This window comes from Saccharothrix texasensis (assembly GCF_003752005.1).
GTDB lineage: Bacteria > Actinomycetota > Actinomycetes > Mycobacteriales > Pseudonocardiaceae > Actinosynnema > Actinosynnema texasense.
Genome location: NZ_RJKM01000001.1, coordinates 5,062,862 through 5,088,616 on the forward strand (window position 1 = coordinate 5,062,862; position 25,755 = coordinate 5,088,616).

Here is a 25,755-nt window from a genome sequence, read left to right on the forward strand (position 1 = left end):
GATCGGGTGATCATCGCCCGAAAATGTACGGAAACACCGTTACCGCACCTCGGTTGAAAACCAGCGGAACGCCTCGACCACCACCCACCCCACCATCCCGGAGTCGCCCACCAAGCCACCTACCCGAACCCCACCCCTCACTCGGCGCCGGCCACCTGCCTCACATCGGCGCCCCAAGCCCACATCGCATCCAGCACACCACGCAGCGCGCGCCCACGACCCGTGAGCGAGTACCGCACCCGGCTGGGCCACCCCGGCTCACGCACCCGCACCACGACGCCGCACGCGACGAGCTGCGCGAGCCGATCGCCGAGCACCTTGTCCGACAACGCCGGCAGGGCAGCGGCCAAGTCGCCGAACGCCCGCTCGCCCGCGAACAGCTCCCGCACCACCAACGTCGTCCACCGGCCGCGCAACGCCCGCAACGTGATCTCCACCGGGCAGTCGGGCACCGGGTGGTCGACCTCGCCGTGCGGGTCGCCCGCCCAGGCGCTGGAGGGGGCGCAGGCCATGACGGAGGCATCTGCGGCTTGGGCGGCGTCAAGGGGGTCACCGGCGGCGAGAGCGGTGGCGTCGGCACTGGTGGTGGCGTCGTGGGCGGTGGTGTCGCGGGCGGTGGCGGCGGCACTGGTGGTGGCGGCGGCCTCGACAGGCTCGGGGTGCGGCACGGTACGAACCGTTTGGTTGGTCACGCAGCGTCCTCCTAGCGTCACCCGCATGATCGCCCGTACCCCTGAAGAGTTGCCCGTGCTGTTCGCCCAGGCCTTCAACGCCGGCGACCCCAGCGGCCTCTACGAGCCCGGCGCCCGGCAGCCTGCCGAGCTCGCCGACCACCTCGCTCTCACCCAACCGATGACCGTCGTCACCCGAAAGGTGATCACGAGGGGTGATCTGGCCCTGCTCATCGTCGACTGGCGCGTCGGCGACGTCGCCGGCACGGCGACCGATGTCGCCCGGCGGAGCCCGGACGGCGGTTGGTTGTACGCGATCGACAACCCGTCAGGCGTCGCGTAGGTACTCCAACTGCGCCCGCACCGACCACTCCGCCGCCGGCCACAACGACCGGTCGACGTCGGCGTACACGGCCTCCACCACCTGACGTGCCGAAGGCGCACCGCCCAACGCCGCCACCGCCGCTTTGACCTGCGCCAACCGCTGTTCCCGGTGCACGAGGTACCCGCCGGCGGCGGCCACCACGTCCGGCAGTTCCGGCCCATGCCCCGGCAACCCGATCGTGCCCGCCGGAAGTGTGGTCAACAGCCTCAACGACGCCAGGTAGTCACCGAGCCGCCCGTCCGGGTGGGCCACCACGGTCGTTCCCCGGCCCAGCACCGTGTCCCCGGTCAGCACCGCGTCGTCGAGCAGGAAGCACACCGAATCAGCCGTGTGCCCCGGCGTGGGCAGCACCTGGAGCGACAACCCGGCCGCCGAGATCACGTCCCCTTCCGCCAACCCCTCCCCGCCCAGCCGGAACGCCGGATCCACCGACCGCACCGGCGCGTCCACCTGTCGCCCGAACGAACGCGCCCCATCCGAATGGTCAGGGTGACCGTGCGTCAGCAGCACGACTTCCACGGGGGCTTCCAGCGCGATCCGCCCCAGGTGCACGGCATCCGCCGGCCCGGGGTCGACCACGACGCAGGACGCCGACCCGGGCGCGCGCAGCACCCAGGTGTTCGTCCCCTCCAGCGTCATCACCCCGGGGTTCTCCGCCAGCAGCACCGCCGCCGTGGGCGTGACCTGCCGCAGCACCCCGTAAGCCGGCCCGCTCACGGCACGACCACCCGGAACACCGAGCCTTCCCGCACCAGCTTCGGGATCACCTTCGACACCGTCCGCGGGGCGTCCAGCACCGCCGACACCGATCCCAGCTCGTCCAACTCCGCCAACGTCACCCAGGTGGGCGGCATCAACGCCCGCCGCCCGTCCTTCCAGTCCGCCATGGCCTCCGCGGGGCGCTGCCACGCCGCGTCGGAGGCTTCGGTGGTCACCCCGTCGGCGCTCTGCCCCTCGGGCAGCACGGCGACGAAGAAGTACGTGTCGTACCGCCGGGGCTCTTCCACCGGCGTCAACCAGTTCGCCCACGGTCGCAGCAGGTCGGCCCTCAGCACCAGCCGTTCCGAGGCCAGGAACTGCGCCAACGACAGCTCCCGCGCCACCAACGCCGCCCGCGCCGAGGCGTAAGCGGCCGTGTCGGCCACCACCGACGACGAGGACGGCCCGGCCAGCAGCACCCCGGACTCCTCGAACGTCTCCCGCACCGCCGCGCACACCAGTGCCGTGGCCAGCTCGACCGAGCACCCGAACCGCGCGGCCCACCAGGACGGCGGCGGTCCGCTCCACGCCACCGACGTGTCCGCGTCGCGCCGGTCGACCCCGCCGCCGGGGAACACCGTCATCCCGCCCGCGAACGCCATCCCGGCCACCCGCCGCAGCAGGAACGCCTCCAGCCCCGCCGCGCCGTCACGCACCAGCACCACGGTCGCCGCGTCGCGGGGTTCCACCGGCGGCCCGGTGAGGTCCTGGGTCACCATCGAGGCGGGCAACACGAGTTCATCGGGGAGTTCGCGCACGACCCGAGCCTACGAGGATCATCCGCGTGTGGACACCACGCGCAAAGGCTGCCTCCTCAACGTCCTGCTGTTCGTCGGGGGCGCGATCCTCGGCACGGCCCTGACGGCGACGGCCGCCGTGATCCTCTTCCTCCCCGGCAGCACGACGACCAGCACGGACGAGGGTTCGCCGAACGTGTACGTGAAGGAGCGGTCGAGCCTGGTCGGCGGCACGCGGCACGAGGTGTGGCTGGGCCGGACCGCCGACTACGGCCACGTCGTCGTGATCCCGAACGGCTGGGACACCACGCCCGAGGTCGACCGCCGCCCGGAGGGCGTGGAGCTGAGGTTCGACAACGGCGGCCGGATCTTCGTGCCCGAGTCGAGCTACGTCGGTGGCCGGTGAAAGGCAGGATGGGCCGGGTGGACGAACAGCTGCGCGTAGGACTCATCGGTGCCGGCCCGTGGGCGACCACGGTGCACGCACCGGTCATCGCCGAGCACCCCGGCACCCGCCTGACCACGATCTGGGCCCGTCGCGCGGAGGCGGCGGCCGAGCTGGCGGAGGCTCACGACGCGACCACCGCCGGGACCCCGGACGAGCTGATCGCCGACGTGGACGCGGTCGCGTTCGCCGTGCCGCCCGAGGTGCAGGCGGAGATCGCCGTCAGGGCCGCCGAGCAGGGCAAGCACCTGATCCTGGAGAAGCCGATCGCGGCCACCTTGCAGGACGCGGAACGTCTCGCCGACGCCGTCAAGGCGAACGACGTCGCCTCCCTGGTCGTCCTCACCAAGCGCTACGCCCCCGAGACCCGCGAGCAGTTGGCGCAGCTCGAGCAGCAAGGCGGCTGGGTGGGTGGCAGCGCGCGCTGGCTGACCGGGGCGTTGCTGGGCGGTCCGTACTCCCAGTCGCCGTGGCGGCACGAACGCGGCCCGTTGGACGACATCGGGCCGCACGCGTTCGACCTGCTGGACGCCACCCTGGGCACGATCACCGACGTCGTCGCGGCGGACGAGTCCGAGCACGGCCTGTGGCAGATCGTGTTCCGGCACGAGGGCGGCGCGACGAGCGTGGCCACGATGACCATGAAGTTGCCGCTCGAACCGAGCATCGCCGAGGTGATCGTCTACGGCGAGCACGGCCACCGGGTGCTGGCCGACCGGGGCACGACCGCGCAGCAGGCGTTCACCAACCTGCTGGACGACTTCGTGGCCATGGTCGACAGCGGCACGACGGAGCACCCGCTGGACGTCCGCCGCGGCCTGCACCTTCAGCGGGTCATCGACCTGGCGCGGCGGAAAGCCGGCGCGTGAGGGCAGCCCGGCCCTGCCGTCCCACCGGGGACGACAGGGCCGAGTCGGAGAACTGCTAGCCGGGGTACTTGCCGTTCGTCGGCTTGGGCGCCCCGTTGACGTACTCGGGGCCGCCCGGCCACGACTGCTGCTCCCGCTGCGCCAGCTCTTCGTGCAGCTGCTGCAACAAGGCCCGTTCCCGGTCGCTGAGCTTGGCGTCCACGGTCGGCGGCAGCTGCACGGCGGCGGGCGGCTGCCCCTCCGCCAGCGCGGCCTGCAACGCGGCCAGGTCGTCCGGTCCGAGTTCCGTGGTGACCTCGGCCCGCGACAGCGGGTGGTCGTCCGGGAACGCGAACATCGGCGCGGGCCGCGGCTGCTCGATCACGGGAGGCGGTTCGGGAACCGCTTCCCGGACCACCGGGGCCTCCTCGACACGCGCCTCGTCCGGGCGGACTTCCTCGACGCGGACTTCCTCGACGTGAACGCCGTCCACGCGAACGCCGTCCACGCGAACGCCGTCCACGCGGATGTCCTCCGCGTGGACGTCCTCCACCCGGGCGTCCTCCACCCGCATGTCCTCGACGCGGACGTCCTCGACGCGCGCTTGCTCGACGTGGACGTCCTCGACCGGCTCGCGCACCGGCAACCGCTTCACCGGTTTGGGCGGGAACGGCTGCACGCCTTCGTAGGACTCGACGCGCGCCCGACGTGACTTGGAGCCGTTCTGGGGTTCGGCAGGCACCGGTTCCGGCTCGATCACCGGTGCCTGGTCCCGCGGTTCACCGTCGAACCACGTGGTCGGGTCCGGTGGTGGCTGCGGGCTCGTCGACCCCGACGGGAAGAACACCTCGCGCGCCGTGGTGACGGCCGCCGCGTGGTACTCGCCGAGCTGCGTGCCCGCGGTCAGCACCTCGACCGCCGCGCGGATGCCCGCCTTGCGCAGCACGGTGTCCACCCGGTAAGCGGTGGCCGGCGCGAATCCCGCCGGGCCGATGTCCACCAGGACGACCCGCTGCGGCAGCGGTCCGGGCGTCGCGCCGGCCGGGCTGGACCGCCACGTGGCGCGCACGCCGCGCACGTCCGGCAGCACCGACACGGTCTTGCCCAGCACGTCGCCGAGGCCTTCGGCCGGGTCGGACTCCACGCTGAACCGGTGCTTGACCACCGGCACGCGCTCGACCGCGAACAGCCGGTCCGCCAGCGACCGGTCCGAGCGGACCTCGCCGAGCAGCCAGCCGATCTCGTGGCGTTCCTCCGGTGACACCGGGATGCGGCCGGCCAGCAGGCAGCCGACGACCAGCTCCACGGCTCTGTCCAGCTCAGCGACCGCCAGCAGCTCCCGAGCCTGTGTCAACGCGTCGTCGTCGACACGTCCGGCCAACGCCAACAGGAGGTCGTGTAAACGGACGGGGAGTCCCACTCCGTCGTTCGTCACGCCTGTTCTCCTTCCGGCCCGCGCGGGAGCGCCGAGCTCTATACGGGCACCAGGTGCCCGTCGGCGTCGGCGCCGGCGCACACCAGCTCCGATGCCGCCAACGCCGCCCTGTGGTAGGGCGGCAGGTCCAGTCCGGCGGGCAGGACCTCAACGCACGGGTCGTGCTCGCCGAGCGCCCGCAGCACCCGCTGGAGCTCACCGGTCAACCGGGCTTCGCCGGTCGTGGCGGTGACCAGGATCAGCCTCCTGGGTTCGCCTTCGCCCAGTCGCCACGAGGACCGGACTTCGCCGACCCCGAGGCGACCGCGCAAGGTCGCTCCGAGCACCACGGTCGCGGAATCACCCATCGACACCCGATCGGGTGATTCCGGGGAGAAGGTGTAGCCGGATTCGGGGAGTTCGTCCAGCCCTTTGACAGAACTGATCGTGGACCGGTCGGCCCCGTGCGGCACGAGGGCGTCCGCCAGCAGGCGCTGCTCGTAGTCCGTCAGACCGATCCTGTCGTGCAGCAACGTGCGCGGGAGGACTCGCGCGAGCACCGGGACGGCGTCCGTGGCGGCCCAGTCGCGGAACCTCCACATGAGGTCGTCCGGCAGCCGCCCGGCGAGCCTCAGCAACAGCTCGTGGCACGTGTCCGACATCTCACTCCCCGATCTCGACGATCAGTTCCACCTCGACCGGCGCGCCCAGCGGCAGCTCGGCCACGCCGACCGCGGCCCGCGCGTGCCGCCCGGCCTCGCCGAACACCTCGCCGAGCAGGTCGGAGGCGCCGTTGATGACGGCGGGCTGGCCGGTGAAGCCCTCGGCGGAGGCGACGAAGCCGACGAGCTTGACGACGCGCACGACCTTGTCCAGGCCGACGAGCGCGTCGATGGCGGCCAGCGCGTTCAGCGCGCAGGTGCGGGCGTGCGCCTTGGCCTCCTCGGGGCTGACGTCGCCGCCGACCTTGCCGGTGGCCGCGAGCGAGCCCTTGACGAACGGCAGCTGCCCGGACGTGAAGACCAGCTGCCCGGTGCGGGCGGCGGGGACGTAGGCCGCGACCGGGGCCGCGACCTCGGGCAGTTCGACACCCAGCTCGGCCAGGCGTGCCGTCCAGCTCATGCCTTGGGCCGCTTCAGGTAGGCGACGTGCTGCTCACCGCTCGGGTTCGGCAGCACGGTGACCAGCTCCCAGCCGTCGTCACCCCACTGGTCCAGGATCGCCTTGGTGGCGTGGATCAACAGCGGGACGGTCGCGTACTCCCACTTCTGCATGGGCCGCAGCCTAGCGGGACGTCGAAGGGGGGCACCCGTCCGAGTACCCCCATTCGTGTCACGCCGTGCTCAGACCCGAGACCGCTTCACATCAGCCAGGAACGCGGAGAAGGCCCGCACGCCGAACTCCAACGTCCCGCCGTCCCGGTTCTTGGTGTCCCGCACCCCGGCGACCTGCCCGTCGATCGCCAACTCGACGCACTGCGCCGCAGAACCACTTCGGCTGCTCTTCCGCCAAGTCCGGTTGATCATCAGTCTCCTAGCGCGTCCCGTACTGCCCTGATGAGGCTCACGGAGTCCTGCACCGTGAGCGCCAGGCGCGCCGCGTCCTCCCAGACCGCCGACAGCACCTCGGCTTCCTCATCTTCTACGGGGACCATCCCGGTCAGGGCTTCCACATAGGCGGCACGCGGCTCGTCCGACTGGTCGAAGTCGAGCAGGAACATCGCCCCGACCTGCGCGCCGTACGCCCCCACCGAGTACGGCAGGACCCGGATCGTCACGTTCGGCCGCCCTCCCGCGGCCACGAGGTGGTCCAGTTGCCCCCTCATCACCTCGGGACCGCCGACCAGGCGGCGGAGTGCGGCCTCGTCGATCAACGCGTGGTACTCGACCGGGTTCTCCTTGGTCAGCGCCGCCTGGCGGTCGTGGCGCTCGGCCGCCGCGCGGGAATCCCAACTCTCGCCGACGATCTGGCGGTGAGTGGACCTCGCGACCGCCTCGGCGTAACCGGCGGTCTGGAGGAGGCCGGGGACCAGGGCCGAGTCGAGGGTCCGCTCGCGCACCGCCTCCAGCTCGTCCATCCGGAACCGCTTGTAGCCGGCGGGCAGGTCGCGGGCGTGCTCGATCGCGGACGGGTCGACGTCGGCGACCTCCCAGAGCTGGAGCGCCCGGGTCTTCTCCTCCGGGGTCGCGCCGATCACGTCGAGCACCATCGACAGCGCGGGCCAGCGCGCCAGCGCCTCGCCGGACAGCATCCGGGTGATCGTCGGGCGGGACACGCGCGACCGCTTGACCACCTCGTCCACCTTGAGGCCGGACCTGTCCAGGATCGGGCGGATGTGCCGTCCGAGGCGTCGCTTGCCGCGCGTCGAGCCGATAGCCATTGGATCACCCTAACCACTCAGCGTGACGAGACGTACCTCGAACTTCAATCGTTCGATTTCAGAGATTTGAACCGCTCGAACGGTAGCATTCAGCCATGGAAGACGCAGAAGTGGTCGCGGAGGCACCGAAGCTGTTCGCGATCGTCCAGGAGGCCGCCGAGGACGGGTGGGTCGCGGCGTGGGGCCTGGACTTCGGGAACGGCACGGCGGAGGTGACGGGGCCCGACGGCGGTCCGGGCCTGCGGATCTCGACCACGAGCGCGGAGCGGGCGCTCTGGTACTTCGCGATCGACCGGACGGCGCGGGCGCGCCTGGTGTGGGTGGAACGGGAGGAGGTGGTGCGGGAGCCCCAAAGCGTGACGTGACTGGGCGATCACACGGCGCTAGCGTTGATCACGTGGAAACGTGGCGGATCGTCGCCACCAGCGCGTTCCTGCTGGGCGGGCTGGTGATGATCCTGGTCGGCATGGCGCAGGCGCGGGATCGCAAGGGCGCCAGGCGGTCCGACGTGATGCGGGCCCTGCTGGTCGGGGCGGTGACCGTCGCGGTCGTGGCGGTGCTGATCGCGTACGTGCTGCCGTCGGTCCTGGCCTGGGGCGTCGTCGCGGCGACCGCCATCGGGGTGGTGTTCGTCACCATGTGGGACTGACCGTGGCGGGCGGCGTGGCCAGCGGTTCTCAGGGCAGCGCGCATAGGCTGATCCGGTGAACGGCTGGACCGACGAACTCACCCGGGCGCGGCTGCACGTGGTGACGGGCAAGGGCGGGACCGGCAAGACCACGGTCGCCGCCGCGCTCGCGCTGGCGCTGGCCACCGGCGGACGGCGCGTGCTGCTGGTGGAGGTGGAGAACCGGCAGGGCATCGCGCAGCTGTTCGACCGCGCGCCGCTGCCGTACTCCGAGGAGCGGATCGCGTCCGCGCCCGGCGGCGGCGAGGTGCGCGCGCTCGCGGTGGACCCCGAGGCGGCGCTGCTCGAATACCTCGACATGTTCTACAACCTCGGCTTCGCCGGCCGGACGTTGAAGAAGATGGGCGCGATCGAGTTCGCCACCACGTTGGCCCCCGGCCTGCGGGACGTGCTGCTCACGGGCAAGGTCAAGGAATGCGTGCGCCGCGCGGGCAAGACCGGGCGGCACGAGTACGACGCCGTCGTGCTCGACGCGCCGCCGACCGGCCGGGTGGTGCGGTTCCTGGACGTCACCAGGGCCATGGCCGACCTCGCCAAGGTCGGGCCGATCAAGGGTCAGAGCGACGGCGTGGTCAAGCTGCTGCACTCCGGTGACACGGCGGTGCACCTGGTGGCGCTGCTCGAGGAGATGCCGGTGCGGGAGACGTTGGACGCGGTGGCCGACCTGGACGCCGCGGACCTGCGGCCGGGCGCGGTGTTCGTGAACCGGGTCAGCCGGCCGCGGCTGCCCGCGCGGTCGGTCGCGTCGGCCTCCGAGGGGCGGGTCGACCTCGGCCGGGTGCGTGCCGGGCTGGAAGCGGCGGGCCTCGACGTGGACGGCGACGTGCTGGACGGGCTGGTCGAGCAGACCGTCGAACACGCGTTGCGCGTGCGCATGGAGGAACGGGCGAAGGAGAAGCTGGCCGAGGCGGACCTGCCGACGCTGCAACTGCCGGAGGTGACCGACGGGGTGGACGTGGCCGCGCTCTACGAGCTGGCCGAGGTGCTGGTCGGGCGGGGTGTCCGGTGAACCGGCTCGACGTGGACGCGTTGCTGGACGACCCGGCGACCCGGGTGCTGGTGTGCTGCGGGTCCGGTGGCGTCGGCAAGACGACCACGGCGGCGGCGCTGGCCGTGCGGGCCGCCGAACGCGGCAGGCGCGCCGTCGTGCTGACCATCGACCCGGCGCGCCGGCTGGCGCAGTCGCTGGGCCTCGGTGAGCTGGACAACCAGCCGCGGCGCGTCGACGTGGACGGGGTCAAGGGCGAGCTGCACGCGATGATGCTGGACATGCGCCGCACGTTCGACGACATGGTGTGGCAGCACGCCGGCCGGGAACGGGCCGAGCAGATCCTGGCGAACCCGTTCTACCAGACGATCTCCACGTCGTTCTCCGGCACGCAGGAGTACATGGCGATGGAGAAGCTGGGCCAGTTGGTCGAACGCGACGAGTGGGACCTGGTCGTCGTGGACACCCCGCCGAGCCGGTCGGCGCTGGACTTCCTGGACGCGCCGCAGCGGCTGTCGACGGTGCTGGACGGCAAGCTGATCCGGATGCTGTCGGCGCCCGCCCGGGCGGGCGGGCGCGGCATCCGCAAGATCGTGGGCGCGGGTTTCGGCCTGTTCACCAAAGCCGTGTCCACCATCGTCGGCGGCCAACTCCTGCAGGACGCGTCGACGTTCGTGCAGGCGTTCGACAGCATGTTCGGTGGCTTCCGGCAACGCGCCCAGGCCACCTACGAGCTGCTGCGATCACCCGGAACCGGATTTCTGGTGGTCGCGGCGGCCGAACCGGACGCGTTGCGCGAAGCCAGCTACTTCGTGGAGCGGTTGAGCGCGGAACGGATGCCGTTGACCGGCCTGGTCGCGAACCGGACGCACCCGGTGCTGGCCCCCTTGCCGGCACCAGGCGCGTTGGCGGCGGCGGACCGGCTCGAGCGCACTGGGGACGCTCCGCTGGCTGCCGCGGTGTTGCGGGTGCACGCGGATCGCGTGGCCGTCGCCGATCGGGAGAAGCGACTGCTCGCGCGGTTCACCCGTGCGCACCCCGGTGTTCCGCTGATCGGGGTGCCCGCGCTGCCCACCGACGTGCACGACCTGGACGGCCTGCACGAGATCGGTCGGCGGTTGGCGGGCGAGTAGGGAAGCCCGGCCGACTAGCCGACCGCGGACTCCTCGTGGTGCTCCTGACGTGCCGTGTCGAGGAGCTCGTGCCATGAGGTGACGTCCGGGCGACGCCGCAGCAACGCCCGCCGTTCACGCTCCGTCATGCCGCCCCACACACCGAACTCGATCCGGTTGTCCAGGGCCTCGGCGAGGCACTCGGTGCGCACCGGGCATCCCAGGCACACCACCTTCGCCTTGCGCTGCTCCGCCCCGCGCACGAAGAGCTGGTCCGGCTCTTCATCACGGCACGAGGCCTTGATCCGCCAATCCCCCTGCACCTGCTGCATATCCCCCACCTCAGTTCACACAGTGCCCAGAGCTTCTAAATCCGCCACACCCCTGCCGCGGATGCCGTAGGCTCACCATCGAGTGGTAGCGCCGTCGGCTGCTGTCTTGGACAGTGACGGACTGTAGAGCCTTCCGGTTCCACCTCCAACCCTGGGTTGCCCACCTGTTACCTGTCTTGAGTACGAGTACTCATCCTGCGTAATCAACTGTGCGCGAATCCGATCACCCCTTCAGGTGCCGCGTACGCTGACCTGCATGCGAGCCAGGAACGGCGTGCTGAAACTGCTCGGCCTGTGTCTGCTAGCCGGAGTGCTGCTGGCAGGCATGTTGTTCCCTGTCGTCGGCTCGCTGGGAGTCGTGTCGAACAGCGCCAGCGACACGGTCGACAGCATCTCGGCCGACCTGGTCACCACCGACCCGCCGTTGATCTCCACGATCACGGACAAGGACGGCGCGCCGATCGCCTACCTCTACGACCAGTACCGGGTGCTCGTCACACCCGAGATGATCTCGCCGACGATGAAGGCCGCGCTGGTCTCCGTCGAGGACCGGCGGTTCTACGAGCACCAGGGCGTGGACTGGCGCGGCACGATCCGGGCCGGGCTGACGAACCAGTTCAGCGGCTCCGTCACGCAGGGCGCGTCCACGCTCACGCAGCAGTACGTGAAGAACTACCTCGTGCACGTCGTCGCGCGCAACAACCAGGTCGAGCAGCAGAAGGCGCAGGAGCAGACGGTCGCTCGCAAGGCGCGCGAGTGGCGCATCTCGTTGCAGCTGGAGAGCCAGCTGGGCAAGGAGGAGATCCTCGCCCGGTACCTGAACGTGGTGCCGTTCGGCTCGACGATCTACGGCATCGCGGCGGCGTCGCAGGCGTACTTCAACACCACGGCGGACAAGCTGACCGTGCCGCAGGCGGCGATGCTCGCGGGCATGGTCAACAGCCCGTCGGCGCTGGACCCGGAGGTGTTCCCGGAGAAGGCGTTGGAGCGGCGCAACCAGGTGATCGACAAGATGGTCGAGAACGACAAGCTGTCGCGTGACGCCGCCGCGGCCGCGAAAGCCGAACCGCTCGGTCTGGCGACACCGGTGCGGACGCCGCCCAGCGGGTGCGTCGGAGCCGGGCCGGAGCACGGGTTCTTCTGCTCGTACGTGCTGAACTACTTGGCGCGCAACGGTTTCAGCCAGGAGCAGCTGAAGACCGGCGGTTACACGATCCGGACCACTTTGGACCGTGCGATCACCGACCACGCGAAGCGGGCGGCGGAGGCTCAGGTCGCGAAGTCGACCGACGGGATCGCGAACACGATGGCGGTCGTGCGGCCGGGCAAGGAGCGGCACGAGGTCGTGGCGCTGGTGGCGAACCGCGACTACGGGTTGAAGGCCGACCAGTTCCAGACGCAGTTCGACCTGCCGTCCGGGGTGGAGAACAAGTTCGGGGCCGGGTCGGTCTACAAGGTGTTCACGGCCGCGGCGGCGCTGGAGAAGGGCATGGGCATCGAGAACACGATGGCCACGCCGAACTCGTACGTGTCGCGGGTGTTCAAGGGAGGCGGCGACAAGTGCCCGCCGGCGCCCGAGCCGAACACGCGGTGGTACTGCCTGGGCAACGCGTCGTCGACGTACCCGGCGCAGATGTCGTTGCAGACGGCGTTGCAGACCTCGCCGAACACCGGGTTCGTGATCCTGGAAGAGCAGCTGGGCATGGACCCGGTGGTGGACATGGCGTCCCGGTTGGGGATGCGCGAGACGATGGCGACGAACATCGCGGGCGTGCGGCCGGACGCGAAGGCGAAGAGCAAGGAGCTGCGGGTCTCGCAGACCGAGTTCTACAAGTCCAACGGCGGCAACGCCTCGTTCACGTTGAGCCCGGCGCCGGTGAGCACGTTGGAGCTGGCGAACGTCGCGGCGACGATCATGAGCGGCGGCGTGTGGTGCCCGCCGTCCCCGATCGCCCAGGTCGTGGACCGCGCCGGCCAGCCCGTGCCGGTCAACGAGGCGCCGTGCGAGCAGGTCGTGGCCGAGCCCCTGGCGAACGGCCTGGCCGTGGGCATGTCGAAGGACGACCAAGGCGGCGGCACCGCCGCCGCCGCGGCCCGCCAGTTCAAGTGGACCCGGCCGATGCTGGGCAAGACGGGGACGACCGAGGACTACAAGTCGGCTGCGTTCATCGGCGCGACCCCCGACTTCGCCGGCGCCGTGCAGACCTTCAACGACGGCGTCGAACCGCGCGGCATCTGCGTCAACGGCGGCCCGCCGCGCTTGTGCGGCAAGGGCGACATCTACGGCGGCACGGTGCCCGCGCGCACGTGGTTCGACACGATGACCAGGGTCCACGACGGGCTGCCGGTGCGCGGCATGCCGGCCGTCGAGGAGCGCTACCTCAAGGGCGGCAGCGAGATCCGCGTCCCCGACGTGGTCGGCCGGAACGTCAACGACGCCACGCGGGTCCTCGAACAGGCCGGCTACAAGGTCTCCGCGCAGAACCGCAACTCGGAGCAGGCCAAGGGCCAAGTGGTCGGCCAAACCCCCCGCGGCAGCGCCCTGAAGGGCACCGTGATCACCCTGCTGGTCTCCACGGGCTACGTCCCGCCACCGCAGGCGACCGAGCCGCCGCCGACCACCGAACCGCAGAACCCGGGCCAAGGCCAACCGGGCCGCCCCGGCGACCCCGGCAACCCGACCGGGCCACCGCAGATCACCATTCCCACCGACCCACCGCGCCGCTGACCCCGTCCCGCCCCACCCGGCCCGGCCCTGTCCTAGCCACCGCCGTGTCGGGTTCGGGGTGGGGGTCGTCGGGTGGTTTCGGGGCTCCGCTGGTTTTCAACCGAGGTACGAGAACAGCGTTTCCGTACATTCTCGGGCGATGTTCACCCGATCGTGTTGGCCTGACCGTCCTCGACCCCTGGAGTCGTGGAGTGCTGAGCCGCAGCACCCCACGACCTGCCCGCGACCTTAGATCAACTTGGCTTTGACCGCAGCGGCGACTCGGCCGCCGTCCGCGCGGCCCGCGACCTGGGCGTTGACGACCTTCATGACCTGGCCCATCTGCCGCTGGCCGGGCTTCTCGCCGAGCTGCTCGGCCACCTGCGCGACCGCGGCGTCGACCAGGGCGGCCAGCCCGGCGTCGTCCAGCTGCGCGGGCAGGTAGGCCTCCAGGACCTTCGACTCGGCCTGCTCCAGCTCGGCCTGCTCGACGCGGCCCGCGCCGGCGAACGCCTCCGACGCCTCCTTGCGCTTCTTCACCTCGCGGGTGATGACCTTCAGCACCTCGTCGTCACTGAGCTCGCGAGCGCTCTTGCCGGAGACCTCTTCGGTGGTCAGGGCGGCCAACGTCATCCGCAGCGCGCCCGCCCGGACCGTCTCCCGGCCCTTGATCGCCGCCGTCAGGTCCGCCTGCAACCGCGCCTTCAACTCCGCCATGAGCCGGAACGGTACCGGGAAGCCCGTCTCACCCCGAATCGGTCAACCCCCTACCCTCGACCACGTGAACACGCTCGGCCGAACGCTGCTTGCCACGACCGCCCTCGGCACCGCCACGCTCGCGTACGCGGCGGGCATCGAGCGGAGGCGGTGGACGTTGCGCGAGGCGACGGTGCCGGTGCTCGCGCCCGGCTCGTCGCCGCTGCGGGTGCTGCACCTCTCGGACCTGCACATGATGCCGGGCCAGAAGTCCAAGCAGCGGTGGGTCGCCGCGCTGGACGAGCTGGAGCCGGACCTCGTCGTGAACACCGGCGACAACCTGGCGCACAAGCAGGCCGTGCCGGCGGTCGTGCGCGCGCTAGGTCCGCTGCTGAGCCGTCCCGGCGTGTTCGTGTTCGGCAGCAACGACTACTACGCGCCGCGCCCGAAGAACCCGGCCCGCTACCTGCTGCCGTCGGCGAAGACGCGGCGCATCCACGGCATCCCGCTGCCGTGGAAGGACCTGCGCGCGGCGATGATCGAACGCGGCTGGCTGGACCTGACGCACGCGCGGCGCCGGTTCGAGGTGAACGGCCTGGAGGTCTTCGCCGCGGGCCTGGACGACCCGCACCTCAAGCGGGACCGGTTCGACGAGATCAGCGGCCCGGTACCGGACGTCCCGCTGCGCCTGGGCGTGACGCACTCCCCCGAGCCGCGGGTGCTGGACCCGTTCGCCGCCGAGGGCTACGACCTGGTGCTGGCCGGTCACACGCACGGCGGCCAGCTGCGCATCCCGGGCTACGGCGCGATCGTGACGAACTGCGAACTGGACCGGTCGCGGGCGCGCGGCGTCTCGCGGTGGGGCTCGCACATGTGGCTGAACGTGTCGGCCGGCCTGGGCACGTCGCCCTACGCCCCGGTCCGCTTCGCGTGCCCGCCGGAAGCGAGCCTGCTGACCCTGGTCCCGCGACCCGTCGACGCAGGTCAGACCCTGTCCGAGGGGAAAAGGGATACCCGGTTCGGAGTGGGTGGGAACGTCAGGTAGAGTTCTCCTCGTTCGAGAGCAAGCCGGGGTGTGGCGCAGTTTGGTAGCGCGCTTCGTTCGGGACGAAGAGGTCGCAGGTTCAAATCCTGTCACCCCGACACCGGTAAGTGCAGCTCAGGCCCCGTCCGCAGAAGATGCGGACGGGGCCTGACTCGTATGCGGCCCAATCCGGCGCGACAGACCGTGGTTCCGCCCCTGCAGGCTCGCTCCTGCGCGATCCTGAGGAGCCGTCCTGGGCTCGAACGGGCGAAGGTACGCCCTGATCCGTGGGCATCGACAGCCGTCTCCCACGGGCTCATCAGGTCCTCCCAAGCCGCCCCGCAAGAACCGTCGCGGGCTCGGACCCCACCGCAGTGCACCCTCGTGCCGGAACTGTCGCATCGACGCTCTCAGGTCCGCGGAAGCGGCCTGCGCCGGCCACACCTCTTGCTGGTGTCAGACCTCTGGTGATTCCCACCAAGCGCGCGTCATCCCTGCCTGCGGCGTTCCGTCCTCGAACCGGATGCCAAGATGCGGGTTGTCGAACACCGGCACCCGAGTGTGCCGGCGACAACCGCTTGGAAAGGGCACGCGGGACCCTTTCTGAGGTCTGTTAGCCGCAGGAACTCGGGATACCAAGCGAGACAAATAGCGGGCTGACAACGGCATCCACAACGACTCTGTATTTCATATACTGCAGTTCCGACCGGTTGAGCATCTCCGAAACTGAGCCAGTCGAACGGCTGCCGGTCAGCCGACGTCGATGTTTCACACCGATGCCTGCAACCGCGATCTCATATCCGCCATTCATCAAGCGCTGCTGACGCGCCGGCTCACTAGCCTAACAATATATCAGCAAGCGGTCGTCTGATGACGGTAGCCGACCGACGCAACAGCGTGCTTATCTCGGAGCGATGAGCGCCTTCGGCCATCGAACTTTCTGCGTATACCGACTCAGTCGCCGATCGATTTCCGAAGCCCACTCCGACCCTTTGGCCAGGATACTTGCGTCACTTATCCCGGTTGCCTTCTCCGTAGCATTTCTGGCAACCAAGACCCACTCTTGCACCCTCTTCAGAAAAGCATCATCCAAGATGGAGAGGTCAAGTTTCGCGACCGCCGAAGCTTTTGGCCGTGATGACACGAGTGCAAAAGAGGCCGCTGACCGGGCCAGATGGAACCGAATATTCGACCGATCATGCCGACCGGTCACTCCACCCTGCAGCGAAAGGTACTTGTCAGTGATACGTACAATCTGCAAGCAGTTGTAATAGGCCTCGAGCGGCGTGCTAGTGCTGAAGACACGACCGTATTCGGGGTCCCGAAGAAGAGCGGAAGGCATCCTTCGGGCAATATTGGGCTGTTGCCGAAGGATCGATCCGACCGCTTGAGCAAGCTCGAGCACTTCCACGATCTGGCGTCTCGATTTGCCAAGATTCTTGTAGTGATTCTTTTTTCGCTCATAGAAGAGTGCCCTCTGCTTGAAGTACTCTTCGATGTCTCGCTGGAATGGTTCTGCAGACCGCAGATTGGCAGCCGAAACTCGATTTTGGCTGTTTGTAGCCTTGATGATTTGAGCAGCTACAGCATCGTCCGTTGTTTCGATGACACGGACCAGTAGCTGACGCACTCGACCTTCTGCCGAATTGCCATCAACAGTCACACCCTGACGGATGAGATTGTGAAAGTACTGGTAAACACTCCTTGACGTCTGAAGCCCGTTGACGATCTGCGGATCTTCTATATCAAGACGCTTTCCCGAAGGTTGCACACGTCTACCCAAGATAGTCACACCATTGTTCAACCACCAGAAATCAGGATTAGCGCTGTCGCCTTGCTTCAGCGAGTCCGCTATGCCACGGTTGATCAGAGTATTACCCTCGAAGTCCCTGACGTTCTCCTCGAATATCTCGTCACGCAGTCGATTCTGCCCGTTGGTGATGAATTGGTAGTAGTCCGCCAAACTCACCAAGCAGATAAGACCACCTTTTTCAGATGAAATTGGCCCCTCGGTCAGCCTCAGATTGAGCGTCGCCGACTTACGATCACGAGTCCTCGCGTTCAGCACAGACGCACCGACAAGATCCACGAATACTGCAGCGTTCGGATAGTCCGTCTTTATCTTTCTCTCCAGTCGATCGACCTTGGCCTGCACCTTTTCATTTGGAGGTTCCACCGACTTAGTCGCATACCGGACCGTAATAGTCAAATCCGGCATCTTGTCGGCGACGGCAAGGTACGTCGCCCGGAACGACTCGAACCGTTCAAGCACTTGGGGGTTGATCTCGATCCCCAGTTCGGGATCTGCATCGAGCTGCAGCAACAAGGGAAGATGATCCAAGAGTCGTTGAATAGCAAGTTCCTTGAATCCCCTCTCAGCCTTGGCCTGGATTACTTCCAGCTCGATTTGCGGCGACTCGTTGGCGATTATGTCGGTAGTGTCCTCGACCAAATGACCATCGATAAAAACGTACACCGCGTCGATTCCGCCATCGTTACCACCTTCAACGATGCCGTCTTCGATCTGACGACTCGACAAACCCTTGACCCTAAGCAGGGTATCTACAGAGCTGACCAGAAAGTACTCGTCATCCGTTAGATCAGGATAGGTTTCCTTTTTCTGCTTTCGGAGGCGAGTGTCAAGTAGAAGAATCTCGTTGGGAGTAGGCAGAGCATTCTTCACCATTTCATCCCCTGCAGTAACTTCATCATGGCCAGTATCGTGCATACTAGCGCAGCACTCAGCAGTTCTCGGACAGTGACACGCAAGAAGGGAAATAAAGGCGATAACGAGTAAAGCTCACATACACTCGCCCTGCAGTGGCAGCTGTGCAGGTAGCCGCCATTAAGCGGCACATGGCTCCTACTCGAGACGGGTTGGCAGTCGTAGACCCCATATGCCGATGTCCTGGATGGTTAGACCAGTACGCGTGACCTGGTTTCGAGCCGCCGGCGATGAGCGTGGTGGAGGACGGCTGGTGGCCGCCGCCTCCAGCTGTCTAGGGTTCGGTGGATGTCGAGAACCACGGTGGCACGGACCTTGACCATGCTCGTCGCGTCCTACGCGGTCTGCCTCGTCTGTTCATTCGACGCGGCCGGTGCACAACCGACGACGACAACGACCCCGGAGCCGGTGTCGACGAGTTCCCAGCAACCCAGCTCGGCCCCTCCGACGACGAGTGGAGTCGACAAGGTTTCGCCGTCAGGGAGCGACGACAAAGCGCTATGGCCGCCTGACTGGTCGCAGATGGTTCCGGAGTGGGTGGCCACCTTCACCGGCGCGGCGCTGGCGCTTTGGACTGCTCTGCGCTTGGACAGGGCGAGCAGGGGCCGCGCGCGAGCGAGCGAGCGGGCTGCCCAGGCCGATCGCCTACGGGAAACGCTCAAGCTGATCGGGCGCGAACTGGAGTGGAACAGCCGCGAGATCGAAGCGGTCATGGGCGACCTCACCACGGGACTGCAGACAGACCGGGCGCCGATGACGGACGCGTGGAGTGCCCACGGCACCGAGGCGATGGCAGTCGGCGGCATGGTGGCGACAAGCCTGTCAGAGGCATATGCGCTGTTGCGCAGATGCCGCCGGGTCCTGGAGCAGTACACCGGTGATCTGGCTCGAGGCGGCCCCGGCCTGCGCGTCGCTCGTGATCAGACGTTGCCCAGGCTGCGCGAAGTCCTCTCGGACACCCGCGCCGCCCTGGATGTCGCACGGGTCGCACTTGCGGAGAAGACGTCAGAAATCAGCGCCTAGGCGTCGCGTATTTCGACCGCGCCTTGGCCAAAAGGCGACCACATGCCGACGAGCCTCCGCCGAGCCGACGCAGCTCCGAGCAGTTCGCTTCCCACCGTCTCCCCAGTCTCGTCCACAGATAGTGGTTCCACGTCAGTTTCGCGTACGCATCGACCGCCTGCTCCAAGTGTCGGCGACGAGCGTCACCGTCTTGTTCGACCAGTGCCGCCGCCCCGTTCAGGATCGCCTCGTCCACCGGGCTGTCGGAGGTGTTCCGACCGATGGCGTCCCGTACGAACGGAATGAGTTCCGGTCGCTTCGTCGACAGGTCCGCCAACAGGTAGATCGCTTCGCTGGTGTTGGGTTCGTGCTGGAGCGTTTCCTCGAGCACACTGATCGCCTCGTCGACTCGATTCCTGTTCCCTGGATCGGCCGGGTCGCGTGACTCCAGCAGCGCGTGCGCGTACAGCACTCCGTTCTGCCCGAGGGTGCTCTGCAGTTCGCGGGACAGTACCCAAGCCTGCTCAAGCACGTCCAAGTGGCGTTCCGGAAGCGCGTAGTGAAGATAGCGGTTAACCAGCTCGCCGGATTCGGAGAAACGTGAGTTCACGTAGCTCTTCACGCCGGTCGCCCAGAGGCGGACGTAGGCCAGTGCACCGATGAGGTAAGCCCGGTAGATGGCGTCGGAGTCACGCTCCACCACCCGCTTCGTCGTGAGTTCCAGAGCCAGCTTCCGCGAGGTGTCGAAGAGTTCGGCGAAGAACTGCGCGTTGACCCAATCCCGGCCCATGAAGTCGCGCCACCGGATCATCCTGTCTTCCACATCGTCGAGCGATTCGTCGACGCCCATTGCCACAGCCAGGTCCCGACGCGCACGGTCGCGGTGGTACTCGATCTGCTCGGTCACCGTACGATCGGTGGCGAGCCGCAGCGCGCTCTCCGTCAATTCGACGACCACGGTCAGCAGCGGAACGCAGGTCTCGTCCAAGTCCTCGGGGAGAACGCCTCGCAGCAGTCGGGTCCAGCTCAGGAGCCGCAGCGCGCTGCTTCTGCTTTCGGCGGCGATCCTGGCCTGCAGTGTCTTGTCGTTCCCGAGCACCAGCATGAGCCTGTGGCGGATCTTCGCGATGATCCGCTTGTCACGTGTCGTCAAAGGCTTGAGGTGGGCGATCCCTGCCGCCACGTGGAAGAACAGCGGCATCATGTCAGCCCGGCGGCGGGTCAGCTCGACCCAGTCCTCGAAGCACCGTTCCAGGGCGAAGTAGTCCAGACAGCCCTCGATCACCGCCTGCGCGATCACGGCGTGACGGGCGATGTGATGATCCCGGTCGGTGCGCACCCACGGGTTGTTCCTGGAGTGGGCGTCCAAGTCGGCCTCGGGCACCAAGGCGTGCAGCACGTACTCCGGCAACTCCGCCCCGGAGACGTCCGCTAAGCAGACGTGGAGGTAGGCGCGCCTGTCTGCGACCTCGTCGAGCTCTTTGTACTCGGCGACAAGTCGCTGGACGAAGTCGGGACCGTAGACGGCTTTGAGGAAGCCGATGATCAACGGTTGATCGGCGACCGCGAAGTGAGCCGCCCGGTCTTCCGGTGACAGGGACAGGAACGTGGACAGGTTGGGGAAGAGGTCGGCGACCTGTGTCGCGGACCTGGTCTTGCCGACCTCGTCGTGGGCACGCTGGATGCGCTCGCAGAGAGCGGCCGCCTCGACGGCGTCGACGGGAGCCAGGCCGCAGAGTTCCGCACCTCCGACACGGCCAGAGAGGAGGTCCACCTGGGCCGGGCGACCGGCGATGACGAACACCGTGTCGTCGGCCCGGTTCTCGTGGTCCCACAACGTCGCCAGGATCGACTTGGTGACGTTCTCGTTCGTGATCGGGAGCAGTTCGGCGAGCACGACTACAGGGAGCGGCTCAGCGGCGGAGGGGTCACCGGTCGAGCGCACGGGTCCGGTGATGTCGAGCACTTCGTCCATGACGAGTTCGACGTTGGTGTTCCAGGACATCACCATCGCCGAGTCCCGCAGTGCCGAGGAGACCAGGTGTAAGTACGTCGTCTTGCCCTCACCCGCGTCGGCTCGCAGGAACACCACTCTGCCTCGCCGTGAGGTGATCCAGGGCAGCAGGTCGGATAGCGCGACCTCACCCTCGGGGGTAGCCAGGCGCCGCGGGACGGCCACGTCCTCGTCGATTTCGGGCTGGGCGAGCGCGCTGCCGCTGAGGAACCTCAACCAGTCGGCTGAGCGCTGCCCTTCCTCCAGGCCGTCCATTCGCAACGCTTGGCTGCGGGCGAGCGCCATCGCGTCCCGTAACCGCTGCTGTGGGCCACGCTCGGGAGACGACATGGCGTACCTCCTCGGTTGGGATCGCTCTCGTGGCATCGCGAGGCTTGCCCATCTCGTTTCAGTGCCCGGTCAGGCGGGCCTTCCAGATTTCCTCGCTGGGCCACTGGCGGGCCCACGTGGACGACACCTCGTGGTACTCGCGGTGGGCGGGGGTCGGGGCTTGGATTTCGATCAGGTCGTCCACGGTGAAGCCGGCGGAGCGCAGGAGTCGCAGCATCTCGCCGTGCGGGAGGGTGAACTCGGTGGACGTGTCGTAGTCGACGCGTCGGAGGCCGAACTGCGGGCGCACGAGCGAGGTGGACGCGGTCGTGCCGTCCTGGGCGCAGAGGGCGAACAGCGGCGAGCGGTGGAGGAAGACGAGGTGCCCGCCGGGGCGCAGCAGGCGGGCGGCTTCGGGGATCCAGCGGTGGGGGTCGCACCAGAGGGAGGCGCCGTACTCGCTGATGGCCAGGTCGAACGAGTCGTCCTCGCGCGGCACTCGTTGGGCGTCGCCGAGGACCAGGGGGAAGTCGAGGCCGAACTCGGCCTGCATCTCGCGGGCGGTGTCGAGCTGGCGGGACGAGATGTCGACGCCGACCGGACGGGCGCCCAGCCTGGCCAGCCAGGCCGACACGTAGGCGGTGCCGCAGCCCAGTTCGACGACGTCCATCCCGGACACGTCCGGTGGCAGGACGGAGACCTCGGACTCGGGGGTGGCCCACAGGCCCCAGTGCGGTTCGGTCCTGGCCCAGTGCTCGCGGGCCAGGGGGCCGTGCGCGGCGGCGGCGGTGTCTTCCCAGTGACGGCGGTTGAGTTCCGTGTGGTCGATCATGTGCCCATTGGAGCGGTTCGCCCGACGGGGCGGCGAACGGATTTCGGGTCCGGGGGCGGCCGGGAGGTCCGCTGTTCCTCCCGGCCGCGCCGACCGGACGTCACTTCACGTGCGGTCGCAGCTCCGCGAGGCGCCGGAGGAGTTCGCCGACCTCGTTCCAGTCGAGCTTCGCGGACTCGCCGGGCGGGGTGTGGATGCAGACGTTGCCCTCTTCGGTGAGCGACACCTCCAGCGTCCGCCGACGACCCAGGGCGTCGACGCACCCGACGCGACCGCCCTGCCGAACCGTGTTCTCGATCATCGGTCAGACCTCCCTGCGCTGCCACCCGTGTAACTCGTGATTCGTTCGGACCAACGTGGACGTTACGAACTACTCCTCGCTGTTTCTTAATTCGTCCCACCTGGCGTGTCGCGAGGCCCCGTCACGTTCCGTTAACCCGATCGAGTGAAGGTCGCCGATATAGGTGACGTTGAGTAACGATCATGGGGAGCTGTACGACGACGAGTCAACAAGTCCGCTTGGCGTCCGCCACCGCCGGCAGGGAGAGGCACCATGACGACCAGCACCGCCCCCAAGAGCTGGGTCCCCGTCGTCGCGTGGACCCAGGTCATGCTCGGATCAGTCGGCCTGGTCGGGGTTCTGGCCTCACCGGCCGCGGCCATCGTCGTCGGCGCGGTGGCCGCGCCGACCGCCCTCGCCTGCCGCGCCCTGGTCCGGGCGTCGCGCAAGCTGGACCGGATCATGGCCGAGGAGCTCGACCCGCCGGACCGCCCCACGCCGTGACCCTCCGTGTCCCGGACCGCCTCACGCACCGTGAACGCGCGGCATGATCGTGGACATGCGAGACGTGCGGCGCGTGTACGGGGTGGGCGACCTGGCGGCGTTACCGGTGTTCGCCGGCGGGTTCATCAACTTCGGCTACTGGGCGGGCATCCCGCTGGACGGCGAGCTGACCGTCGAGCAGCGGATCGCCTCCCAGCGGGCCCTGTACGACCTGGTCGTGGCCGCGCTCGGGATCGGGCCCGGCGACCGGGTGCTCGAGGTCGGCTCGGGACGCGGCCTGGGCGCGCGCCGCGTCCTGGCCCGCGGGTCCGCGCTCGTCCGCGGGGTGGACCTGGTGCCGGAGCAGGTCGCACGGGCCGCGGCGGCCAACGACGACCCGCGCGTGGCGTTCGTCCAGGGCGCGTGCGACGACCTCCCGTTCGCCGACGCGTCGTTCGACGCGCTGCTGTCCGTGGAGGCGGCGCAGCACTTCGACGACGTCGCGGGGTTCGCGCGCGAGAGCGCCCGCGTGCTCGCGCCGGGCGGCCGGTTGGCCGTCACCACGTTCTTCACCAGGACGGATGACGCGGGGGCGCGGCTGGCCGAGCTGCTGGAGACGTTCGCCTCCGGCCTCGACCGCGCCCACCGCGTCGACGACGTCGTGCGCGACCTGCGGGGCGCCGGGTTCGCCGACGTCACCGCGCGCGCCATCGGCGAGCACGTGTGGCGTGGCCTGGACCGGTGGCTCGAACTGGGGCCGCGCCCCGAGCACTGGGACCGCAACTGGTTGCGCGCCGCCGAGCGGGGTCTCGTGGACTACTACCTGGTCACCGCGCGGAAGCCGGCAGGATCGGGTGTGTGACGACGCACCCGACCGCCGAAGTGCCCGACCCGCTGTTCGCCGACGCCGAGGCCGAAGCCCGCTGGCGGGCCCGCTTCACGGCACCGCGCGTGAGCCTGCCGGGGTGGGCCGACGACGCGCCCGACCGCAGCCTGTACCTGTCGAACTCCAGCGGCGTGTGGGAGATCTACGCCTGGGACCGCGCGAGCGACACCCACCGGAAGGTGACCGACCGCCCGAACGGCACGTCCCACGGCGCGCTCAGCCCCGACGGCGCCGCGATCTGGTGGTTCGCCGACACCGACGGCGACGAGTTCGGCACGTGGGTCAGCGAGCCGTTCGAGCCGGGTGACGGCCCGAAGCCCGCGGTGGAGGGCGTGCGGGCGGGCTACCCGGCCGGCTTGGAGATCGGGCACGAGGTCGTCGCGGTCGGCACGTCCACCGACGACGGCACCACCGTGTACGTGGCGCGCGGCGGCGGCCCGGCCGAGGTGATCTACGCGCACGAGAACGACGGCGGCGTGTCGGCGTTGTCCAAGGACGAGACGCTGGTCGTGCTGTCGCACTCCGAGCACGGCGACAACCGGCACGCGGCGCTGCGCGTGGTCACCCCGTCAGGTGAGAAGGTCACCGAGAAGTGGGACGGGCCCGGTAAGGGGCTGGACGCGATCGCGTTCAGCCCGGTGCGCGGCGACAACCGGCTTCTGGTCGGGCACGAGCGGCGCGGCAAGGAAGAGCTGCTGATCTGGGACGTCGCCGCCGACACCGAGACCGAGGTCGTGATCGACCTGCCCGGCGAGATCAGCGCCGACTGGTACCCGGACGCGCGGTCGCTGCTGGTCCTGCACACGTTCCGGGCGCGCAACACCCTGCACCGCTACGACCTGGCCACCGGTGTCCTGTCGGCGCTGGACACCCCGCACGGCACGGTCGGCGGCGCGAACGTGCGGCCGGACGGCGCGGTGGAGTACTCGTGGTCCTCGGGCGGGCAGCCGGGCGTGGTGCGGGTGCTGGACGGGGACGGCGACGAGCGCGTGCTGCTGGAGCCGCCCGGCCACAAGGCGCCGCCGTCGGTCGACCTGACCGACGTGTTCGTGGGCGACGTGCACGCCCTCGTCGCGCGTCCGGCCAGCGCGCCCGACGGTCCGCTGCCGACGGTGTTCCACCTGCACGGCGGGCCGCACTCGGCGGACGAGGACCGGTTCTCCGCGTACCGCGCGGTGTGGCTGGACGCCGGGTTCGCCGTGGTGCACGTGAACTACCGCGGGTCGACCGGGTACGGGTCGAAGTGGCGGGACGCGATCGAGGGCCGGCCGGGGTTGACCGAGCTGGAGGACGTGGCGGCGGTGCACGAGTGGGCCGTCGGGTCCGGGTTCGCCGACCCGGCGAAGTGCGTGGTCAACGGCGCGTCGTGGGGCGGGTACCTGTCGCTGCTGGCGCTGGGCACGCAGCCGGAGCGGTGGGCGGCGGGGGTCGCGGGCGTGCCGGTGGCGGACTACCTGGCCGCCTACGAGGACGAGATGGAGCCGCTGCGCGCGTTCGACCGGGCGTTGTTCGGCGGGTCGCCGGAGGAGGTGCCCGACCGGTACCGCGAGTGCTCGCCGTTGACTTACGTGGACGCGGTGCGCGCGCCCGTGCTCGTGCTGGCCGGGGAGAACGACCCGCGCTGCCCGATCCGGCAGATCGACAACTACCTGGAGCGGCTGGCGGCGCGCGGGGCCGCGTACGAGGTGTACCGGTACGACGCCGGGCACGGGTCGCTGGTGGTCGCGGAGACGATCCGCCAGACCGCCGCCGAGGTCGCGTTCGTGCAGCGCGTGCTCTAGGGGCGGCCGGGGTCGTGGAGGGCCGCGCTCGCCGGGAGGCGGAGCGGGAGGCGTCGGGACCGGCGCTCGCTGCGAAGCGGGTGGCCGGGCCCGCACCCACGGCGAGGCGGAGCGGTGGGAGCGGCGCTCGCGGCAGGGGAAGCCGCGGGGGCCGCGCTGCGCAGGCAATGGGCGCTCAGGCCGGCCCGCTCATGCAGTGCTGCGCAGGAGTCCCCGCCCGGGGGACCCCTGGTTGTGATTTTACCGGCGGGGTACGA

At 69.2% G+C, this 25,755-nt stretch carries 28 protein-coding genes and 1 tRNA gene; 14 read left to right on the forward strand and 15 right to left on the reverse strand.

The window, feature by feature from the left end; all coding sequences use genetic code 11:
- Positions 1-137: 137 nt before the first annotated feature.
- Positions 138-692, reverse strand: coding sequence for a winged helix-turn-helix transcriptional regulator (locus tag EDD40_RS21810; protein WP_246037760.1), 555 nt, complete (start codon positions 690-692; stop codon positions 138-140).
- Between the two features lie 25 nt (positions 693-717).
- Here EDD40_RS21810 and EDD40_RS21820 point away from each other — a divergent pair, with 25 nt between their 5' ends.
- Positions 718-1,014 carry a YybH family protein gene (locus tag EDD40_RS21820; RefSeq protein ID WP_123744578.1) on the forward strand — a complete coding sequence of 99 codons (297 nt, stop codon included), beginning with the start codon at positions 718-720 and terminating at the stop codon, positions 1,012-1,014.
- Here the strand turns inward: EDD40_RS21820 and EDD40_RS21825 are convergent.
- Positions 1,000-1,773 (reverse strand): MBL fold metallo-hydrolase, encoded by a 774-nt coding sequence (locus EDD40_RS21825; protein ID WP_123744579.1) that lies wholly within the window; start codon positions 1,771-1,773, stop codon positions 1,000-1,002. The genes EDD40_RS21820 and EDD40_RS21825 overlap by 15 nt on opposite strands.
- Positions 1,770-2,534: an NUDIX hydrolase gene (locus tag EDD40_RS21830; RefSeq protein WP_123748195.1), complete on the reverse strand. Its 765-nt coding sequence runs from the start codon at positions 2,532-2,534 to the stop codon at positions 1,770-1,772. The genes EDD40_RS21825 and EDD40_RS21830 overlap by 4 nt, the downstream gene beginning before the upstream one ends.
- A gap of 67 nt (positions 2,535-2,601) precedes the next feature.
- Here EDD40_RS21830 and EDD40_RS21835 point away from each other — a divergent pair, with 67 nt between their 5' ends.
- Both EDD40_RS21835 and EDD40_RS21840 read left to right on the forward strand, forming a co-directional pair.
- A complete protein-coding gene (locus EDD40_RS21835; RefSeq protein WP_123744580.1) occupies positions 2,602-2,958 on the forward strand; it encodes a hypothetical protein in 357 nt (118 codons plus the stop codon).
- 8 nt (positions 2,959-2,966) lie between these two features.
- Positions 2,967-3,866: a Gfo/Idh/MocA family protein gene (locus EDD40_RS21840; protein WP_123744581.1), complete on the forward strand. Its 900-nt coding sequence runs from the start codon at positions 2,967-2,969 to the stop codon at positions 3,864-3,866.
- A 55-nt stretch (positions 3,867-3,921) separates the two neighbouring features.
- On the opposite strand, the gene EDD40_RS21845 is transcribed toward EDD40_RS21840, so the two are convergent.
- The 6 genes from EDD40_RS21845 to EDD40_RS21870 all read right to left on the reverse strand — a co-directional run bounded on the left by EDD40_RS21845 (position 3,922) and on the right by EDD40_RS21870 (position 7,639).
- Positions 3,922-5,280: a hypothetical protein gene (locus tag EDD40_RS21845; RefSeq protein ID WP_148088872.1), complete on the reverse strand. Its 1,359-nt coding sequence runs from the start codon at positions 5,278-5,280 to the stop codon at positions 3,922-3,924.
- A 38-nt stretch (positions 5,281-5,318) separates the two neighbouring features.
- On the reverse strand, positions 5,319-5,921 hold the full coding sequence (locus tag EDD40_RS21850; RefSeq protein WP_123744583.1) for a hypothetical protein: 603 nt from the start codon (positions 5,919-5,921) through the stop codon (positions 5,319-5,321).
- A gap of 1 nt (position 5,922) precedes the next feature.
- On the reverse strand, positions 5,923-6,381 hold the full coding sequence (locus EDD40_RS21855; RefSeq protein WP_123744584.1) for a RidA family protein: 459 nt from the start codon (positions 6,379-6,381) through the stop codon (positions 5,923-5,925).
- Positions 6,378-6,533: a Sp36 family protein gene (gene sp36 / locus EDD40_RS21860; protein ID WP_106616451.1), complete on the reverse strand. Its 156-nt coding sequence runs from the start codon at positions 6,531-6,533 to the stop codon at positions 6,378-6,380. The genes EDD40_RS21855 and sp36 overlap by 4 nt, the downstream gene beginning before the upstream one ends.
- Before the next feature lie 69 nt (positions 6,534-6,602).
- Positions 6,603-6,785, reverse strand: coding sequence for a DUF397 domain-containing protein (locus EDD40_RS21865; RefSeq protein ID WP_211348221.1), 183 nt, complete (start codon positions 6,783-6,785; stop codon positions 6,603-6,605).
- Positions 6,785-7,639 (reverse strand): helix-turn-helix domain-containing protein, encoded by an 855-nt coding sequence (locus tag EDD40_RS21870; protein WP_123744585.1) that lies wholly within the window; start codon positions 7,637-7,639, stop codon positions 6,785-6,787. The genes EDD40_RS21865 and EDD40_RS21870 overlap by 1 nt, the downstream gene beginning before the upstream one ends.
- A gap of 95 nt (positions 7,640-7,734) precedes the next feature.
- Between EDD40_RS21870 and EDD40_RS21875 the strand changes: the two genes are divergently transcribed.
- The 4 genes from EDD40_RS21875 to bagB are packed head-to-tail and all read left to right on the forward strand — an operon-like array spanning position 7,735 to position 10,448.
- Entirely contained in the window at positions 7,735-8,004 is a 270-nt protein-coding gene (locus EDD40_RS21875; RefSeq protein WP_148088873.1) for a hypothetical protein, read from the forward strand.
- 32 nt (positions 8,005-8,036) lie between these two features.
- On the forward strand, positions 8,037-8,288 hold the full coding sequence (locus EDD40_RS21880; RefSeq protein WP_123744587.1) for a hypothetical protein: 252 nt from the start codon (positions 8,037-8,039) through the stop codon (positions 8,286-8,288).
- A 55-nt stretch (positions 8,289-8,343) separates the two neighbouring features.
- The gene (gene bagA / locus EDD40_RS21885) at positions 8,344-9,336 is read left to right on the forward strand and encodes an ATPase BagA (RefSeq protein ID WP_123744588.1); all 993 of its coding nucleotides are present in this window, start codon (positions 8,344-8,346) and stop codon (positions 9,334-9,336) included.
- Positions 9,333-10,448: an ATPase BagB gene (gene bagB / locus EDD40_RS21890; RefSeq protein WP_123744589.1), complete on the forward strand. Its 1,116-nt coding sequence runs from the start codon at positions 9,333-9,335 to the stop codon at positions 10,446-10,448. The genes bagA and bagB overlap by 4 nt, the downstream gene beginning before the upstream one ends.
- Before the next feature lie 14 nt (positions 10,449-10,462).
- Here the strand turns inward: bagB and EDD40_RS21895 are convergent, their stop codons facing one another.
- On the reverse strand, positions 10,463-10,759 hold the full coding sequence (locus tag EDD40_RS21895; protein WP_123744590.1) for a WhiB family transcriptional regulator: 297 nt from the start codon (positions 10,757-10,759) through the stop codon (positions 10,463-10,465).
- A 256-nt stretch (positions 10,760-11,015) separates the two neighbouring features.
- Here EDD40_RS21895 and EDD40_RS21900 point away from each other — a divergent pair, with 256 nt between their 5' ends.
- A complete protein-coding gene (locus tag EDD40_RS21900; protein ID WP_123744591.1) occupies positions 11,016-13,487 on the forward strand; it encodes a penicillin-binding protein in 2,472 nt (823 codons plus the stop codon).
- A gap of 228 nt (positions 13,488-13,715) precedes the next feature.
- Here the strand turns inward: EDD40_RS21900 and EDD40_RS21905 are convergent, their stop codons facing one another.
- Positions 13,716-14,183 (reverse strand): GatB/YqeY domain-containing protein, encoded by a 468-nt coding sequence (locus EDD40_RS21905; protein ID WP_123744592.1) that lies wholly within the window; start codon positions 14,181-14,183, stop codon positions 13,716-13,718.
- Positions 14,184-14,247: 64 nt separating this feature from the next.
- Here EDD40_RS21905 and EDD40_RS21910 point away from each other — a divergent pair, with 64 nt between their 5' ends.
- Complete coding sequence (locus EDD40_RS21910; protein WP_123744593.1) at positions 14,248-15,207, forward strand: metallophosphoesterase; 960 nt, start codon at positions 14,248-14,250, stop codon at positions 15,205-15,207.
- Positions 15,208-15,231: 24 nt separating this feature from the next.
- Positions 15,232-15,305, forward strand: a tRNA-Pro gene (locus EDD40_RS21915).
- Between the two features lie 782 nt (positions 15,306-16,087).
- On the opposite strand, the gene EDD40_RS21920 is transcribed toward EDD40_RS21915, so the two are convergent.
- Positions 16,088-17,914 (reverse strand): AIPR family protein, encoded by a 1,827-nt coding sequence (locus tag EDD40_RS21920; RefSeq protein ID WP_123744594.1) that lies wholly within the window; start codon positions 17,912-17,914, stop codon positions 16,088-16,090.
- A 285-nt stretch (positions 17,915-18,199) separates the two neighbouring features.
- On the opposite strand from EDD40_RS21920, the gene EDD40_RS21925 reads away from it, so the two are divergent.
- Positions 18,200-18,934, forward strand: coding sequence for a hypothetical protein (locus EDD40_RS21925; RefSeq protein ID WP_148088874.1), 735 nt, complete (start codon positions 18,200-18,202; stop codon positions 18,932-18,934).
- On the opposite strand, the gene EDD40_RS21930 is transcribed toward EDD40_RS21925, so the two are convergent.
- From EDD40_RS21930 to EDD40_RS21940, 3 genes are all read right to left on the reverse strand, one after another.
- A complete protein-coding gene (locus tag EDD40_RS21930; protein WP_123744596.1) occupies positions 18,924-21,257 on the reverse strand; it encodes a hypothetical protein in 2,334 nt (777 codons plus the stop codon). The genes EDD40_RS21925 and EDD40_RS21930 overlap by 11 nt on opposite strands.
- Positions 21,258-21,315: 58 nt before the next feature.
- Positions 21,316-22,068, reverse strand: coding sequence for a class I SAM-dependent methyltransferase (locus EDD40_RS21935; RefSeq protein ID WP_123744597.1), 753 nt, complete (start codon positions 22,066-22,068; stop codon positions 21,316-21,318).
- A gap of 100 nt (positions 22,069-22,168) precedes the next feature.
- Positions 22,169-22,369 carry a hypothetical protein gene (locus EDD40_RS21940; RefSeq protein WP_073897285.1) on the reverse strand — a complete coding sequence of 67 codons (201 nt, stop codon included), beginning with the start codon at positions 22,367-22,369 and terminating at the stop codon, positions 22,169-22,171.
- Positions 22,370-22,621: 252 nt separating this feature from the next.
- Here EDD40_RS21940 and EDD40_RS21945 point away from each other — a divergent pair, with 252 nt between their 5' ends.
- From EDD40_RS21945 to EDD40_RS21955, 3 genes are read left to right on the forward strand one after another with little or no spacing between them, the layout of a single operon-like run.
- A complete protein-coding gene (locus EDD40_RS21945) occupies positions 22,622-22,852 on the forward strand; it encodes a hypothetical protein (RefSeq protein WP_123744598.1) in 231 nt (76 codons plus the stop codon).
- A 55-nt stretch (positions 22,853-22,907) separates the two neighbouring features.
- A complete protein-coding gene (locus tag EDD40_RS21950; protein ID WP_246037761.1) occupies positions 22,908-23,693 on the forward strand; it encodes a class I SAM-dependent methyltransferase in 786 nt (261 codons plus the stop codon).
- Entirely contained in the window at positions 23,690-25,498 is a 1,809-nt protein-coding gene (locus tag EDD40_RS21955) for a S9 family peptidase (RefSeq protein WP_123744600.1), read from the forward strand. Before EDD40_RS21950 ends, EDD40_RS21955 begins: the two co-directional genes overlap by 4 nt.
- Positions 25,499-25,755: the final 257 nt, after the last annotated feature.